We start from the raw sequence: 15,260 nt of genomic DNA, 5'->3' as shown, positions 1-15,260 counted from the left end.
TCGACAGGCAAAGGAGCCGAGCCATCATGGCAAAGTCCTCTAAGAAAGAAGAAAAGGACACCAAGTCTGCAGCAAAGGACGTGAAGAAGAAGGAAGCTGACACTTCCACTCACGCCGCACAGCAGAAGGTGGCCGAACAAAAGGCACCTAAGAACTCCAGCAAGAAGACTCGCACCGAGACCGACCTTCTTGGCTCCTTGGAAGTTCCCGCTGACGCTTACTACGGTGTGCACACCGTACGCGCCATGGAGAACTTCCAGATCTCTTACGTGACCATCAACACCATCCCGCACTTCATCCGCGGCATGGTCCAGGTCAAGAAGGCGGCCGCCATGGCAAACCGCCGCCTGCACGTTCTGCCAAAGAAGAAGGCTGAAGCCATCATCTGGGCCTGTGACCAGATCCTGGAAGAGGGTCGCTGCATGGATCAGTTCCCGCTGGACGTCTTCCAGGGTGGCGCTGGTACCTCGCTGAACATGAACACCAACGAGGTTGTTGCCAACCTCGCGCTGGAGTACCTCGGTGAGGAGAAGGGCTCCTATGACATCATCAACCCGAATGATGATGTGAACATGTCCCAGTCCACCAACGATGCTTACCCGACCGGCTTCCGCTTGGGTCTGCATGCAGCAGTGGATCACCTCATTGAGCGCATGGATGGTCTGCGTGCCGCATTCCAGGTCAAGGGCAATGAGTTCCAGGACATCCTGAAGATGGGTCGTACTCAGCTTCAGGATGCGGTTCCGATGACCTTGGGTGATGAGTTCAAGGGCTTTGCCAATAACCTGAACGAGGAGCAGGCATTGCTGCGCGATGCACAGCGTCGCCTGCTCGAGATCAACTTGGGCGCAACCGCAATCGGCACCGGCGTGAACACCCCGGCCGGCTACCGCCACCAGGTCACCGCAGCTCTGTCTGAGGTCACCGGCTTGGAGATGAAGACCGCCCGCGATCTCATTGAGGCAACCTCTGACTGTGGCGCTTACGTGCTGCTGCACGCCACCATCAAGCGCGCAGCAATGAAGCTTGCCAAGATCTGTAATGACCTGCGCCTGCTGTCTTCCGGTCCACGCGCTGGCCTGGCTGAGATCAACCTGCCTGCCCGTCAGGCCGGCTCCTCCATCATGCCGGGTAAGGTCAACCCGGTTATCCCGGAGGTTGTGAACCAGACCTGCTTCAAGATCTTCGGCAATGACCATGTCGTCACCATGGCCGCTGAGGCTGGCCAGCTGCAGCTCAACGTCATGGAGCCGGTCATCGGCGAGGCGCTGTTCCAGTCCATTCGCATCATGGGTAACGCCGTGGATGCCCTGCACGAAAAGTGCGTCACCGGCATTACCGCTAATGCAGACGTGTGCCGTGCGTACGTGGAAAATTCCATTGGTATCGTCACCTACCTGAACCCGTTCATCGGCCACCACAACGGTGACCTGATTGCCAAGGAGTCCCTGGAGACCGGCAAGGGCGTCAAGGAACTCGTCTTGGAGAAGGGCTTGCTCGATGAGGCTACCTTGAACAAGGTTCTGTCCGTTGAAAACCTCATGCACCCAGAGTTCCGCGGTCAGCTCTTCATCGACGAGGACTAAAGACTCGGCTTTTGAGAAGCAGTAGGGCATAGCGCCCCCGCATAGTAGACCCCCACGGTCTCTGCCATTTTCTCTTGATGTACAAGGAAAACTGGCGAAGGCTGTAGGGGTCTTTTGTGTGCATGGAATCGGCGGTAGCTAGTGTCCTTTTACGGCCCTGTGCTGGGCGAATGCGGAGAAGGATACCGACCGTCTTATAACGAGACGCTTAATACATGTGGGAATCAACACAAACGGACAATTCGAGTGAATAAATCGACGTGATAGGTGCACAATAGAAGATGTTGAGGACGGCATGCACTCTGTATGGAGACGCGTGCCCTTAGTTTGCATACAGAGCGTATGGAGTATGTCCATGGTTATTGTTCATATAGTCATCGTTCTCGCTGCCATCTTTTTGGGCGCGAGGATTGGTTCAATTGGTATCGGTATGGCCGGCGGCCTCGGTGTGTTGGCCCTTGGTCTCACCGGTGTCCCCATTACTAGGGAAGACATCCCGTTCGACGTCATCGGTATCATCATGACCGTCATTGCCGCCATCGCCGCAATGCAGAGGGCTGGTGGCATGGACTACCTGGTGCACATTGCAGAAAAGTTTCTGCGTAAAAACCCAAAGCGGATTACGTTCTACGCGCCTATCGTTACTTGGTTGATGACGGTGCTGGCCGGTACCGGCCACACTGCATTTTCTACGCTGCCGGTCATTGTTGAGGTAGCTAAAGAAGGCAAGGTTCGCCCGTCACGCCCGCTTTCCATTGCGGTAGTTGCCTCCCAGATGGCAATTTGTGCCTCGCCTATTTCTGCCGCAGTGGTTCTCCTAGCCAGTCTGTTGGAGCCAGCCGGAGCGGGCTATTTGCAGGTGCTAGCAGTCGTCATTCCGGCAACCTTCCTGTCTATCTTCCCAGCTGCGTGGATTGCTAATAAGTTTGGCAAGGAACTAGATGATGACCCGGTGTACCAGGAGCGCAAGGCGCAAGGCTTGGTTAAGCAACCACTGGGTGCCGAGAACTTCCAGCCGCAGAAGGGCGCCAAGGCTTCTGTTCTGGTGTTCTTGGTAGCCATCGTCATCGTGATGGCATGGGCCACGCTGACCTCGGAGCAGGTCGGGCTAATTGCAGAGCCAACCCTGCCACGTAATGAGGCAATTATGACGGTTATGCTCACCGCGGCCACCATCATCGTCATGATGTCGAAGTTCCCGGCGGGGGATGTTCTCAATACGCCGGTATTTAAGTCCGGTATGTCCGCATGTATTTGTGTGCTAGGCGTTGCTTGGTTGGGTACCAGCCTTATCAACCACTACATGGACGATATTCAGTCTATGGCTGGTAGCGTTATTGAGTCTTCGCCGTGGCTGCTCGCGGTGGTCTTGTTCTTCGCCGCAGCGCTACTGTACTCGCAGGCCGCTACGACCAAGGCCCTCATGCCAGCCGCCCTGGCTTTGGGCGTAAGTCCCCTTACCGCAGTCGCTGCTTTCCCGGCCGTCTCGGCTCTATTTATCCTGCCGACCTACCCAACGCTGCTGGCAGCGGTGGAGATGGACGATACAGGTTCGACTCGAATCGGCAAGGCTGTATTCAACCACCCATTCCTCATCCCAGGCACGGTCAGCATCGTGGTTTCTGTCCTCTTGGGCTACGCATTTGGCCTCGTCATCCTGTAAGAGATAGACGACAAGTCCACCCGCAAGGCGCCCTGTAGGGCGCCTTTTTGGATCGCAGCGTGGACAGGCAGATTGATTCAATTCACTTTCTTGGAAAAATGCGGGTTATTTAACTCCCGAGCTCGGTAAGCTAAGAACATGACTACTCAGCCATCCGATGTTGAAATTGCCCAAGCCCACCACCTGCAGCCAATCGCGGAGATTGCGGCCAAGGCGGGCATTCCTGCCGACGCCGTGATTCCCTATGGCACCACCAAAGCCAAAGTCGATATCACCAAGGTGGACTATTCCAAGGAAAACCAGGGCAAGCTGGTGCTTGTCACCGGCGTATCGCCCACACCTGCCGGCGAGGGCAAGTCCACCGTGCTCATTGGCCTTACCGACGCCCTGGATCAGTTGGGTAAGAAGGCCATCGTTGCCCTGCGTGAGCCCTCCCAAGGACCAGTGATGGGTATTAAGGGCGGCGCGGCTGGCGGCGGCTATGCACAGATTGTCCCCATGGAGGACATCAATCTTCACTTCACCGGCGATTTTCATGCCATTACCTCTGCAACCAACACCCTGGCCGCCATCATTGATAACCACATCCATCAAGGCAACGCCTTGGGCATCGACCCGCGGCGCGTGACGTGGCAGCGGTGCATGGACGTCAACGACCGTGCCCTGCGCAACGTGGTGACCGGCCTGGGCGGGCCGGCTCACGGTGTGCCTGCAGAAACCGGTTTCACTATTACCGCGGCCTCCGAAATCATGGCCATCTTGTGCTTGGCCACGAACCTCGAGGACCTAAAGAAGCGCCTCGGCGATATCACTATTGGGTTCACCTATGATCAGCGCCCTGTTACCGCCCGTGACTTGAATGCGGAAGGTGCGCTCGCGGCACTCATGCGTGATGCCCTCAACCCGAACCTTGTACAAACCCTTGGCGGCGTGCCGGCCTTGGTGCACGGTGGTCCGTTCGCCAATATCGCGCACGGCTGCAACTCCCTGTTGGCCACCCACACCGCACTGCAATTTGGCGATATCGTCTTAAGCGAGGCCGGCTTCGGCTCCGACCTCGGCGGAGAAAAGTTCGTCGACATTAAGGCGCGCTTTGGCGACCTAGATGTTGCTGGCGCCGTGGTCGTTGCCACCATCCGCTCGCAGAAATACAACGGCGGTGTGGCCAAGGATAAGCTCACTGAGGAAAACCTGGATGCCCTCAAGGCGGGCATAGTCAACCTAGAGCGCCACGTAGAAAACCTGCGCAAGTTCGGGATCAAACCGGTGGTAGCGCTCAACCTCTTCTGGTCCGATACCGAGGCAGAACGCGAGTTTATGCGGCAGTGGGCCGAAGACTTCGGGGTGGCATTGGAGGAAGCCAATGTCTGGTCCGAGGGTGGCGCAGGCGCTACCAAGCTGGCAGAGACCTTGCTGGAGAACCTACAGGGAGGAGCCAAGCAGCTCTACGATCCGCGGGAGGGAATCGAGGCCTCCATCGAGACCATCGCGCGCGAGATCTATCGCGCAGACCGTGTGGAATACGGGGCAAAGGCGCTCAAGGATCTCAAGTACATCCAGGACAATGGCTGGGATAAGCTGCCGGTGGTCATCTCTAAGACGCAGTACTCCTTCAGCGATGATGCCTCTGCTCTGGGGGCGCCGGAAGGCCATACGCTGCACGTGCGCGAATTACTGCCGCGCACCGGTTCGGGATTTATCGTCGTGCTCACGGGCAACGTCATGACGATGCCGGGACTACCGAAGAAGCCTGCGGCCAATAATATCGACGTCGATAAGCAGGGCACCATTTCGGGCCTTTTCTAGGCAGGTCGGGCGCTAGTCCTTCGTATCCGCCGCGGAACCCGGCCAGCCCGGGTACTGCGGCGGGGTGCCGCCAAACTCCGGGCAGAGATCCTGGTGGGCGCACCATCCGCAGAGCTTGGATGGCTTCGGACGGAAGTCCCCGGCGCGCCCGTCGGCCTCAATCTTTGCCCACAGCTCGCCGAGATCGCGCTCGAAGTATTCGAGTTCCTCACGGTTTGGGCTAAGAAACATCGAATCCAACACCTTGAGGTACATCAGGCGCAATTGGTGGGGAATGGTGCCTAGAATGCGCCAGTAGACCAGCGCATAAAAGCGCATCTGGAATTGTGCATCCTGGGAAAAGCGGGGAAGTGGCTTCTTGCCGGTTTTATAGTCCACGACTCGGACCTCGCCAGTTGGGGCGCGGTCCACGCGGTCGATGAAGCCGCGGACGGGGACGCCATTGGGCAGGACCGTATTGACGTACATCTCTGTTTCTTGGCAATCAAAGCCTTGGGGATTTTCCATCTGGAAATAGCCTTTAAGCAGTTCCCTGGCAGCGACGAAGAAGTCGTAGGTGTCTTCTTCTGGCACGAGCTCTAAAAGTTCCTCGTCTTTGGCGGTCATCTCCGCCCAGGAGGGCTTAATCATCTTCACCGCGGCAGGATAGGTGCGCTCTTCGCGCGGTAGCTTGTGCATCTCTTCCAAAACGGCGTGCACAAGGGTTCCTTTGACCTGGGCGATGGTCTTGGGCTCGGGCAACTTGTCAATGGCGCGAAAGCGATAGAGCAGCGGGCACTGCTTATAGTCGGAGGCGCGCGAGGGCGACAGGGCGAGTGGGCGGGGTGTAGATGAAGTAGCCATGGTGTATCTAGCCTATCGCCGCGCGATTCGTGGCAAGCTAGGAGGTATGAGTTATACCGCAGATTTCCTAGATTTTATTGCTGCTTCTCCTTCTTCGTACCACGCTGCTGATGAGGTATCCCGCCAGCTGCGCGAGGCGGGATTTGAGGTACAGGATGAGGGAACGCAGTGGTCCGCTGCGCCAGGCGGCCACGTCATGGTGCGCGGCGGCGCGGTAGCGGCGTGGTACGTGCCAGAGGGCGCGGATAAGAATTCTGGTTTCCGCATCGTGGGGTCGCATACGGACTCGCCGGGCTTGGTTCTTAAGCCCACGCCGGACTTTTCCGCAGCCGGCTGGCAGCAGGTGGCAGTAGAAATCTATGGCGGTGCGCTGCTGCATACCTGGTTTGACCGGGAGCTGACCGTTGCCGGGCAGATTGTCACCAAGGACGGCACGCGGCACCTGGTCAATACTGGCCCGGTACTGCGCCTTCCGTCCCTGGCAATCCACCTCTACCGCAAGGATGAGTTTAAGCCGGATCGCCAGCACAATATGCAGCCGGTTTTGAGCGTGGGTGACCCGGAGGCGTCGATCTTGCAGGTAGTGGGGGAGAAGGTGGGCGTCGCCAAGCAGGATATTGCTTCCTTCAACCTGATTACGGCCGATGCCGCTCGCGGCGAAGTCTTTGGCGCCGGCGAGCAGTTCATCGCTGCCGGACGCATGGATAACCTGTCTTCCGTACACGCCTCGTTGGAAGCAATGAAGAAGGCCGCCGAGGAATATCAGGGCAAGGATATCTTGGTCATGATGGCCTTTGACCATGAAGAAGTGGGTTCCAGCTCGCGCTATGGTGCGGGCGGTCCCATCCTGGCGGATGTACTTACTCGCACGGCGCGGGCGCTGGGGGCCAACGAGGAGGAACGCTTCCAGATGTTCTCCCGCTCGAGCTGTGTCTCGGCAGATGCCGCGCATTCGGTGCACCCTAATTACGTGGGCAAGCACGATCCCACGCACCATCCGATTATCGGCAAGGGCCCAGTGACCAAGATCAACGGTAATCAGCGCTATGCCTCCGATGCCACCACGGTGGCGTTGTGGGAAGCAGCATGCGAGAAGGCAGGCGTACCGGTGCAGCGGTTTGTGGGCAATAATGATGTGCCCTGTGGCTCGACCATCGGTCCCATTACGGCGACGCGTTTGGGCATCGATACTGTGGATGTGGGCGTGCCCATGCTGTCTATGCACTCGGCGCGGGAAATGGTGGGCGAGCGGGACCAAGTATGGCTCGCGCAGGCACTTGAGGCATACTTGGTGAGATAGTAACCGCAACCTCGAGGAGTCTTGAGACATGGCTTATTCCGGCCCCTTTGCCTATGGCGACCGCGTGCAGCTTACCGACGCCAAGCGGCGCCACTACACGGTCATTCTGGAAGAAGGAGGCCAGTTCCACTCCCACAAGGGCATCATTAACCATGATGACATCGTGGGTATGGACGAGGGCTCGGTCATTGAGTCCACCCTTGGCTCCTCCTTCCTGCTTTTCCGCCACCTGATGGTGGATCACGTGCTATCCATGCCGCGTGGTGCCGCGGTGATCTACCCCAAGGATGCGGCGCAGATTTTGGTAGAGGGCGATATCTTCATGGGCGCGCGCGTGCTCGAGGCCGGCGCTGGCTCCGGTGCGCTGTCTATGTCCCTGCTGCGCGCCGTGGGCCCAGAGGGGCATGTGTATTCCTATGAGGTGCGCGATGACCACCTCGAGTATGCGGTAGATAACGTCAAGGAATACTTTGGCGAGCAGCCCGAGTGGTGGTCGCCGCGCCTCGGCGATTTAGGAGATGTCACCGCCGAGGACTTGGGTGGGCCGGTAGACCGCGTGATCCTCGATATGCTCGAGCCCTGGGAGCACCTGGAGACAGTGCGCGATCTTCTCATTCCAGGTGGTGTCTTCATGACCTACGTGGCAACGGTGCCGCAGTTGATGAAGGTCATGGAAGGCATCCGTGAGCTCAAGTGCTTTACCGAGCCCAAGGCCTGGGAATCTCTGGTGCGCGAATGGAAGGTTGAAGGCCTGGCTACGCGCCCGGAGCACCGTATGAATGCGCATACCGCCTTCCTTATCTGGACCCGCCGCCTGGCCGATGGCGTGACCCCGCCGCGCCCGCAGCGCCGCGCCCGCAAGTAAAGCCGGAAATAGGCTCACCTCAGCGCCCAGAATTTAAAGCGCAAGTACCCTCTTTCGCCGACTGGGCCGCGTTAGAGTAGTGGGCATGGATGAAGCCACGGACTATAAGCGGCAAATTAGCCAGCTTGCTGCCCGCAATCAGAAGTTGGCGGGCTTATTAAAAGAATCGCGTGGGAAGCTCGAACAGCTTTTTGCGGAGCTTAACGCGCTAGCTGAGCCGGCATCGACCTACGGCGTTTTCTTAGGCTATTCGCCTACCCACAGCGAGGTGGGAACCACCGCGGAGGTCTACACCAACGGCCGCGTGATGCAGCTTAAGGTTTCGCCCAATGTGGAACCGGGCAGCCTAGTGGCCGGCCAGCAGGTTCGCTTGGGCGATGGCTTCGTAGTGGTGGAAGGGTGCGCACCCGAGCGCACGGGTGAGCTCGCCACCGTGGTGGAGCGCCTGGGAGAGAGCCGCCTTATCGTGGCCAACTCCTCTGGCGAGGAAAAAGTGGTGTTGCTATCGCAGGCACTGCGCGAGGAAACCCGCGTGGCAGCAGGCGAGATAGTGTTGGTCGACCCCAAGGCCGCCATCGCGCTGGAAAAGGTGGAAAAGACGGAGGTCTCCCAGCTCTCCCTTGAGGAGGTCCCCGATGTGCGCTATGAGGACATCGGCGGGCTCGATGAGCAGATTTCCCAGATCCGCGATTCCGTGGAACTGCCGTTTATTCATCCGGACCTCTATCACCACTACGAGCTACAGCCGCCTAAGGGCGTCCTCCTCTATGGCCCGCCAGGATGCGGTAAGACACTTATTGCTAAGGCCGTGGCCCATTCTTTGGCGCAGCAACTGGGCAGTGATGGGCCGAGTTACTTCCTCAATATCAAGGGCCCAGAGTTGCTCAATAAGTATGTAGGCGAGACGGAACGCCGCATCCGCCTCATCTTTGAGCGCGCTCGTGAATTAGCCCAGCTAAGTTCCGACCGCCCGGTGGTCATCTTTTTTGATGAGATGGAATCGATCTTCCGTACCCGTGGCTCAGGCGTGTCTTCGGATATGGAAACCACGGTGGTGCCGCAGCTGCTCACAGAGCTTGACGGCGTGGAGAGCCTTTCCAATGTGATAGTTATTGGCGCTACCAACCGCGAGGAGCTCATCGATCCCGCCATCATGCGCCCCGGCCGGCTGGATATCAAGATCCGGGTCAACCGGCCGAATAAAGAGGGCGCCCGCGAGATCTTTGCACGCCACTTTGCAGAATCCGTGCCGCACCAGGGCACGCTAGAGGAGCTTATCGGCGCCGCGGTGGACGAGCTTTATGCTGATCGCCCCTTTATGCAGTTGCACTTTTCCAGCGGCGAGCGCGAGGTATTGCACTACCGGGACTTTGTCTCCGGCGCGATGATTGCCAATATCCTCTCCCGCGCTAAGAAGCTGGCTATCAAGGACGAACTGCAGCAGCGTGCGGGCAGTGAGCAGGGGATAGGCGGGCGCGAAGGGGGCATCGCCAAGCAGCATTTGCTCCAGGCCATCGCGGACGAGCGCGCCGAATCCGAGTACGTGCCCACCTCCACCAACCCGGAGGAATGGACCAAGATCATCTCCCAAGACCATGCTGGTGCCCGCGTTGAGCGGGTGGAGCTACTGACCGCTAGGAGGAGCGCATGAGCCGCGTTGTAGGTACCGAGACCGAGTACGGCATTGCCACCCCGGAGCTGCCGGAGTATTCGCCCATCATTTCTTCCACGCACGCGGTGGTAGCTTATGCCGCTATGCACACTGGGGCGCGCTCGCGCTGGGACTTTGCCGAGGAACATCCTCTGCGCGATTCCCGCGGCTTCGATCTCAAGCGCTACCACACCGTGCCCGTGGTGGATCCCAACGCCATCGGGGTGGCCAATGTGGTCACGGCCAATGGCGCGCGCTTTTATGTCGACCACGCGCACCCAGAGTATTCCGCCCCAGAGTGCACCAATGCCTGGGATGCCACGCTTTACGACGCCGCCGGTGACGCCACGCTCCTGCAATCAGCAGCGGCCGTAGCGGGCCTTACTGAGCAAGGAAAGTCTGTCCTTGCCAACCATGACCCGTGCCCTGCTTTACGTTTCTACAAGAACAACGTGGACGGCAAGGGCGCGTCTTATGGCTCGCACGAGAACTATCAGTACTCCCGTGCCACGGACTTTGACACTATGGCGCAGGCCCTTATCCCGTTTTTCGTGGCCCGCCAGGTAGTCATCGGTGCCGGGCGCATGGGGATCGGCGAGTTTGGCGAGGAGCCGGGATTCCAGATCTCCCAGCGCGCTGACTATATTGAGCAGGAAATCTCGCTGGAGACCACCCTTAATCGCGGCATCATCAATACCCGCGACGAGCCGCATGCGGTGCACACGGACTATGGGCGCCTCCACGTCATCATCGGAGATGCAAATATGTCGCAGACCTCCACGCTGCTCAAACTAGGCATGACCTCGCTAGTGCTCGATGCGATTGAGCAGGGTGTGGACTTTAGCGATCTCCGCTTGCAGGATGCCGTGGCGGAGGTCCCGCGCGTCAGCCGCGACCTCTCCCTTCAGCATCGCCTCGAGCTTGCCGACGCCCGCCATCTCACCGCCCTAGAAATCCTCGCTGAATACCGCGCCCGCGTAACCCCACGCACAGAAGCCGATCACAAGGTGCTTGCGGCTTGGGACGAGGCCGTAGCACTTCTGGCAAAGGACCCGATGCAGGCAGCGCACCTGTTGGATTGGGTGGCGAAGTATCGCTTGATCAAGGGCTACCTCGACCGCGGTATCGACCCGGCCGACTCAAAGCTGCGGCTTATTGACCTGCAGTACGCGGAGATCGATCCGGCAAAGTCGCTACACCACGCGCTGGTGCGTAAAGGCCAGATGCGGCAGCTCTTTAGCGCTGCAGAGATTGAAGACGCCGCCACCATTCCGCCAGAGGACACCCGGGCGTATTTCCGCGGCCGAGTGACGCAGAAATTCGGTGAGGACATCATTGCCGCGAGCTGGCAAAGCCTCACGGTGCGGTTAGGCGAGCAAACCGCGGCACCCTGGGCCACGGTTCCGATGGATGAGACCACCGGCCTGTCACGCGCCGAGTGCGAGGAGATCATCGACGCCGCACCTACGGTGGAGGATCTTCTTCAGGGACTAACTGACAGCGGTATCCAGCCCGAGTACCGTAACTAATAGTCAAGCATCGAGGCAGAAGCGAAGGAAAGGACGTTCATATCATGTCAACCCACCAATCGCAGGTCACCGGCGGCAACGGCGGCGATGACTCCACGGGGGAGGAGGAGTTTACCTCCACACAGCTGAGCATCAATACCACCGGCACCGATGAATTGCTCGATGAGATCGATGGGCTGCTAGAAAACAACGCCGAGGAATTCGTGCGCTCTTATGTCCAAAAAGGCGGGCAGTAAGGGTGGGTGACCAGCGCCCCGTCTTCGCCCGTCGCATCATGGGCATCGAGACGGAATATGGCTTAACCACCAGCGCGGGCCCAGGAGAACGCGTCCTGAGCCCTGATGAAGCGGCGCGCGTGCTTTTCCGGCCCATCGTCCAGGAACATTCTTCCTCTAATATCTTTTCCACCAACGCGAGCCGCCTGTACCTCGACGTCGGATCCCACCCTGAGGTAGCCACCGCCGAGTGCGATAGCTTGAGCCAGCTTCTGGCCTATGAATGCGCTGGCGATGCGATAGTCAACCGGCTGGGCGAACAAGCAGAGCAGGCCTTTGCTGCAGAGGGGCACCCGCGCACGGTGTACCTGTTTAAAAACAACGTGGATTCAGCCGGAAACTCCTTTGGCTGCCACGAAAACTACCTCATCAGCCGCCACATGGTGCTCAAGGATTTGGGGCTGGCGCTCCTTCCGTTCCTTATTACCCGCCAGCTCATCTGCGGCGCCGGCATGGTGCAGCCCGCTAAGGGCGACAAGCCCGCCCAATTCCTGCTCTCGCAACGCGCAGACCAAGTCTGGGAAGGCGTGTCTTCTGCCACCACCCGCTCGCGCCCCATCATCAATACCCGTGATGAGCCGCACGGCGATTCCAAACGCTTCCGCCGCATGCACGTCATCGTGGGTGACTCCACTATGGCCGAGCCCACCATGGCGCTAAAGGTTGGCTCCACGCTGCTCATCTTGGAAATGCTGGAGGCCGGATTTGAGCTACCGGAGTTCGACATCGACAAACCCATTCACCATATCCGCGCCATCGCACGTGATATGACGGGCTCGACCGAACTGCCGCTTGCCGGAGGGGGAGCCGTCACCGCGCTCGAGGTCCAACAGCAACTATGCCAGCGCGCAACCCAATGGTTGGAAGAACGCGAAGACGCCGGAACTCCCACGGCAGAAATGCGGCGCGTGGTGGATCTCTGGCAGCGCACGCTGCACGCCATTGAGACTCAAGACTTCTCCGGCGTGGACCGAGAAATCGACTGGGTCATCAAATTGGGACTGCTCGAGCGCTACCGTGCACGGCTGGGCGGACACTGGGACCACCCCAAGCTCGCCCAGATTGATATGACCTATCACGATATCCGGCCGAGCCGCGGGCTCTACCATGTCTTGCTGCGCAAGGGCCTTATCGAACGCTGGATCACGGACTCCGAGATTGAACGAGCTATGGGCACAGCGCCTGCCACCACCCGTGCTGCGCTGCGCGGCCAGTTCCTTGCCGCTGCGCGTAGCCTCGGGGCCAACGTCACCGTTGATTGGACGCGCCTCAAGGTCAACCGCCCAGAGCCACGCACCGAGGAGCTCCTAGACCCCTTCGTAGCCGACGATGATCGGGTCGAGGCGTTGCTAGACTATATGCGTCTACACCACAGCTAGAAGCATACGAGCAGCACCAGGGAGACAACACAACACGTGGCAGCACACAACCCCGCGCCGAAACGGCATGATGAGGCGGTAGAAAGACTGACCAACCTCTCTTTCGCGCTACAAGGCGCCGCGAACTCCGGCGGTAGCCCGGATCGCACCGCCTCCTGGATTCGCCGCCATGTAGCAGGATACGGCGATAAGTCAGATGAAGCCTTCGCCAAATCTCTGGCACGAGATATCGCAACCCTCCAGCGCGCCGGGGTGCCCATTGTGCATTCCGGTAGCGAAGATGGTGCGCGTTATCGCCTTGACTCGAGCAGCTACCAGCTTCCTCCGGTGGAGTTTTCCCCTGAGGAGGCCATGGTTCTAGGCATTGCAGGAGGCGTGGGTACCACCGGAGGCTTAAGCGATTTTTCCCTGTCGGGTTGGACAAAGATTGCTGCCAGCGGCGCCTCCCGCAACCTCGCAGGCGCACCGGTATACACGGCGGTCAATGACATCACGCGACTCGCCCCAGAAATCATCACCGCGGTGCTCGCTGCGGTGCGCAATCAGCTGCGCATTACGTTTTCCTACCGTGCTAATCCGGCTACTGAGCCGGTACGCCGTGTCATGGACCCGTGGGGAGTGGTCAACCGAGACAGCCGCATCTACCTCGTGGGATTCGATGTGGACCGCAACGAACCGCGCGTCTTTCGGGCCCTCCGCGTCTCTGACATCAAACGCTCGCACGATCCCGCGGAGCACACCAATCCAACTGAAGATTTGCAGGTGTTAGTAGAGCGTGCACTGCAACGAGGGGAAAAGGTGGATGCGCGCCTTGTCATCCCGGAGGGGCAGGCGCGGGAGCTTATGGATGCCGGCAAGCAGCAGCCCGACGGCACGGTGATGCTGCGCAAGGTGGATAAGGACTGGCTCGTACGCACCGCGGCTGGGTATGCGCCGGAGGTACAAGTGGTGGAACCAGCCGAGGTACGCCAGGAGGTCGTTTCCCTTTTGCGCAGGGCAGCACATTCGCAGGAAGGACGCTAGTCATGGCTGACGGATCACAGAAGCTCCAGGCGCTCGTGCGCTCTTTGAACCTGATTCCGTACTTCAAGAATCATCCCGACAAGACGCCCATGGAAGCGGCCAAGGACTTAGGTATGGAACCCGGCGAGCTGAAGGAAGCTCTCGATCGCCTCTTTTGCTCCGGCACGGGGCGCAATACCGAAGACCTCATCGATCTCTCCTTTAGCTATCGCGATGGGGTAACCATCCATAATGATCAAGGCTTAAGCCAGGCACTGCGGCTCACCCCAACCGAAGCCGGTGCCTTGCTTCTCACCTTGGAGTCCTTGCAGGCGATGCCTGGGCTTATCGACGCCCATGCGGTCGATTCCGCCGCCGCGAAGCTGCGCGGCATTATGGATGAAAGGACTGTCGCCATTTATGATTCGCTATCTACTCCAGCCCCTGAAGAGACAGATATCCAGGCGCTTTTGACCCAGGCGGTTAATGAACGAAAGCGGATCCGGCTGCACTACTGGAGTGCTTCTTCGAATGCAGAATCCGAAAGGGTAGTGGATCCAGCCCGCATTTTTATTGTCGATTCTGAGCCTTACTTGGCTGCATGGGAAGAAGCCAAGCAAGCCCATCGCACTTTCCGCATCGACCGCATTAGAAGCGCAAGCCTCACGGAGGAGAAGGCTCAGCCGCACCTGAAGGAACTCGACTTTGATGCTTCTTCACCCTTTAATTTGGGCGATGGGGATTGCGTGCAACTAGCAATTAACCAAGAATTCACGTGGCTGGCTGAGTACTACGATATGAGTTTGGGCGAAGACCTGGGAAATGGGGAAATAGCTGCAACAATGCCTATGGGATCAGTGGATTGGCTTATTCGCTTTGCCCTTGGTCAGGCTGATAGGTTGCGGGTAGTGGCTCCTCAATCCGTGGTAAACCTCATTGCGGAGCGAGGAAACACCGCCTTGAGCGGCTATACTCAGTAGCCAGTTACTTGCCCGTTTACTGCGCCTGCTCGCTGGCAACAAGCCGGCGGTGATGCTTTCCGGCATGCTGGTGCACTAGTTGAAAGAGGTTTCTCCATGAGTATAGGACCTATGGAAATTGGCCTAATCGTTCTTGTCATCGTCTTGCTATTCGGTGCAAAGAAGTTGCCGGAATTGGCACGCTCTATTGGCCGTTCCGCGCGCATCTTCAAGTCTGAGGTCAATGAGATGCATTCCGAGGAAGCCCAGCGTTCTCAGTCTCAGGCGCAGCTGAACCAGAAGCAGCAGTCTGATGAGGAGTTCTGGAACCGCCCAGACATGCAGCCGGGCCAGCAGAACAACACCAACACTCAGCAGTAAACGCCCCTAACCTGTCGTCGC

The 15,260-nt window shown here is 58.8% G+C and carries 13 protein-coding genes; 12 read left to right on the top strand and 1 reads right to left on the bottom strand.

Annotated features, from left to right (window positions below):
• Positions 1 to 26 precede the first annotated feature (26 nt).
• From aspA to QP909_RS05755, 3 genes are all read left to right on the top strand, one after another.
• A complete protein-coding gene (aspA, locus tag QP909_RS05765; RefSeq protein ID WP_239274247.1) occupies positions 27 to 1,586 on the top strand; it encodes an aspartate ammonia-lyase in 1,560 nt (519 codons plus the stop codon).
• Between the two features lie 355 nt (positions 1,587 to 1,941).
• Positions 1,942 to 3,249 carry an anaerobic C4-dicarboxylate transporter gene (locus QP909_RS05760; RefSeq protein WP_284766484.1) on the top strand — a complete coding sequence of 436 codons (1,308 nt, stop codon included), beginning with the start codon at positions 1,942 to 1,944 and terminating at the stop codon, positions 3,247 to 3,249.
• A gap of 138 nt (positions 3,250 to 3,387) precedes the next feature.
• Positions 3,388 to 5,055: a formate--tetrahydrofolate ligase gene (locus tag QP909_RS05755; RefSeq protein ID WP_284766483.1), complete on the top strand. Its 1,668-nt coding sequence runs from the start codon at positions 3,388 to 3,390 to the stop codon at positions 5,053 to 5,055.
• 12 nt (positions 5,056 to 5,067) lie between these two features.
• Here QP909_RS05755 and QP909_RS05750 read toward each other — a convergent pair whose 3' ends face one another.
• Positions 5,068 to 5,898, bottom strand: coding sequence for a RecB family exonuclease (locus QP909_RS05750; protein ID WP_284766482.1), 831 nt, complete (start codon positions 5,896 to 5,898; stop codon positions 5,068 to 5,070).
• 46 nt (positions 5,899 to 5,944) lie between these two features.
• Here QP909_RS05750 and QP909_RS05745 point away from each other — a divergent pair, with 46 nt between their 5' ends.
• The 9 genes from QP909_RS05745 (at position 5,945) to tatA (ending at position 15,239) form a co-directional block, all read left to right on the top strand.
• The gene (locus tag QP909_RS05745) at positions 5,945 to 7,198 is read left to right on the top strand and encodes a M18 family aminopeptidase (RefSeq protein ID WP_284766481.1); all 1,254 of its coding nucleotides are present in this window, start codon (positions 5,945 to 5,947) and stop codon (positions 7,196 to 7,198) included.
• A gap of 28 nt (positions 7,199 to 7,226) precedes the next feature.
• Entirely contained in the window at positions 7,227 to 8,063 is an 837-nt protein-coding gene (locus tag QP909_RS05740) for a tRNA (adenine-N1)-methyltransferase (RefSeq protein WP_005324783.1), read from the top strand.
• Positions 8,064 to 8,148: 85 nt separating this feature from the next.
• A complete protein-coding gene (gene arc, locus QP909_RS05735; protein WP_284766480.1) occupies positions 8,149 to 9,714 on the top strand; it encodes a proteasome ATPase in 1,566 nt (521 codons plus the stop codon).
• On the top strand, positions 9,711 to 11,243 hold the full coding sequence (gene dop / locus QP909_RS05730; protein WP_284766479.1) for a depupylase/deamidase Dop: 1,533 nt from the start codon (positions 9,711 to 9,713) through the stop codon (positions 11,241 to 11,243). The genes arc and dop overlap by 4 nt, the downstream gene beginning before the upstream one ends.
• Positions 11,244 to 11,287: 44 nt before the next feature.
• On the top strand, positions 11,288 to 11,479 hold the full coding sequence (locus QP909_RS05725) for a ubiquitin-like protein Pup (RefSeq protein WP_204609071.1): 192 nt from the start codon (positions 11,288 to 11,290) through the stop codon (positions 11,477 to 11,479).
• A gap of 38 nt (positions 11,480 to 11,517) precedes the next feature.
• A complete protein-coding gene (gene pafA / locus QP909_RS05720) occupies positions 11,518 to 12,897 on the top strand; it encodes a Pup--protein ligase (RefSeq protein WP_284766587.1) in 1,380 nt (459 codons plus the stop codon).
• Between the two features lie 36 nt (positions 12,898 to 12,933).
• Positions 12,934 to 13,920 (top strand): helix-turn-helix transcriptional regulator, encoded by a 987-nt coding sequence (locus QP909_RS05715; RefSeq protein WP_284766478.1) that lies wholly within the window; start codon positions 12,934 to 12,936, stop codon positions 13,918 to 13,920.
• A gap of 2 nt (positions 13,921 to 13,922) precedes the next feature.
• Positions 13,923 to 14,879 carry a helix-turn-helix transcriptional regulator gene (locus QP909_RS05710; RefSeq protein ID WP_284766477.1) on the top strand — a complete coding sequence of 319 codons (957 nt, stop codon included), beginning with the start codon at positions 13,923 to 13,925 and terminating at the stop codon, positions 14,877 to 14,879.
• A gap of 96 nt (positions 14,880 to 14,975) precedes the next feature.
• Positions 14,976 to 15,239, top strand: coding sequence for a Sec-independent protein translocase subunit TatA (tatA, locus tag QP909_RS05705; protein ID WP_269945208.1), 264 nt, complete (start codon positions 14,976 to 14,978; stop codon positions 15,237 to 15,239).
• The last annotated feature ends 21 nt before the right edge of the window (positions 15,240 to 15,260 follow it).

This window comes from Corynebacterium sp. MSK195, from assembly GCF_030228885.1.
Classification (GTDB): domain Bacteria; phylum Actinomycetota; class Actinomycetes; order Mycobacteriales; family Mycobacteriaceae; genus Corynebacterium.
This window is presented reverse-complemented; position numbering and strand designations above follow the sequence as displayed.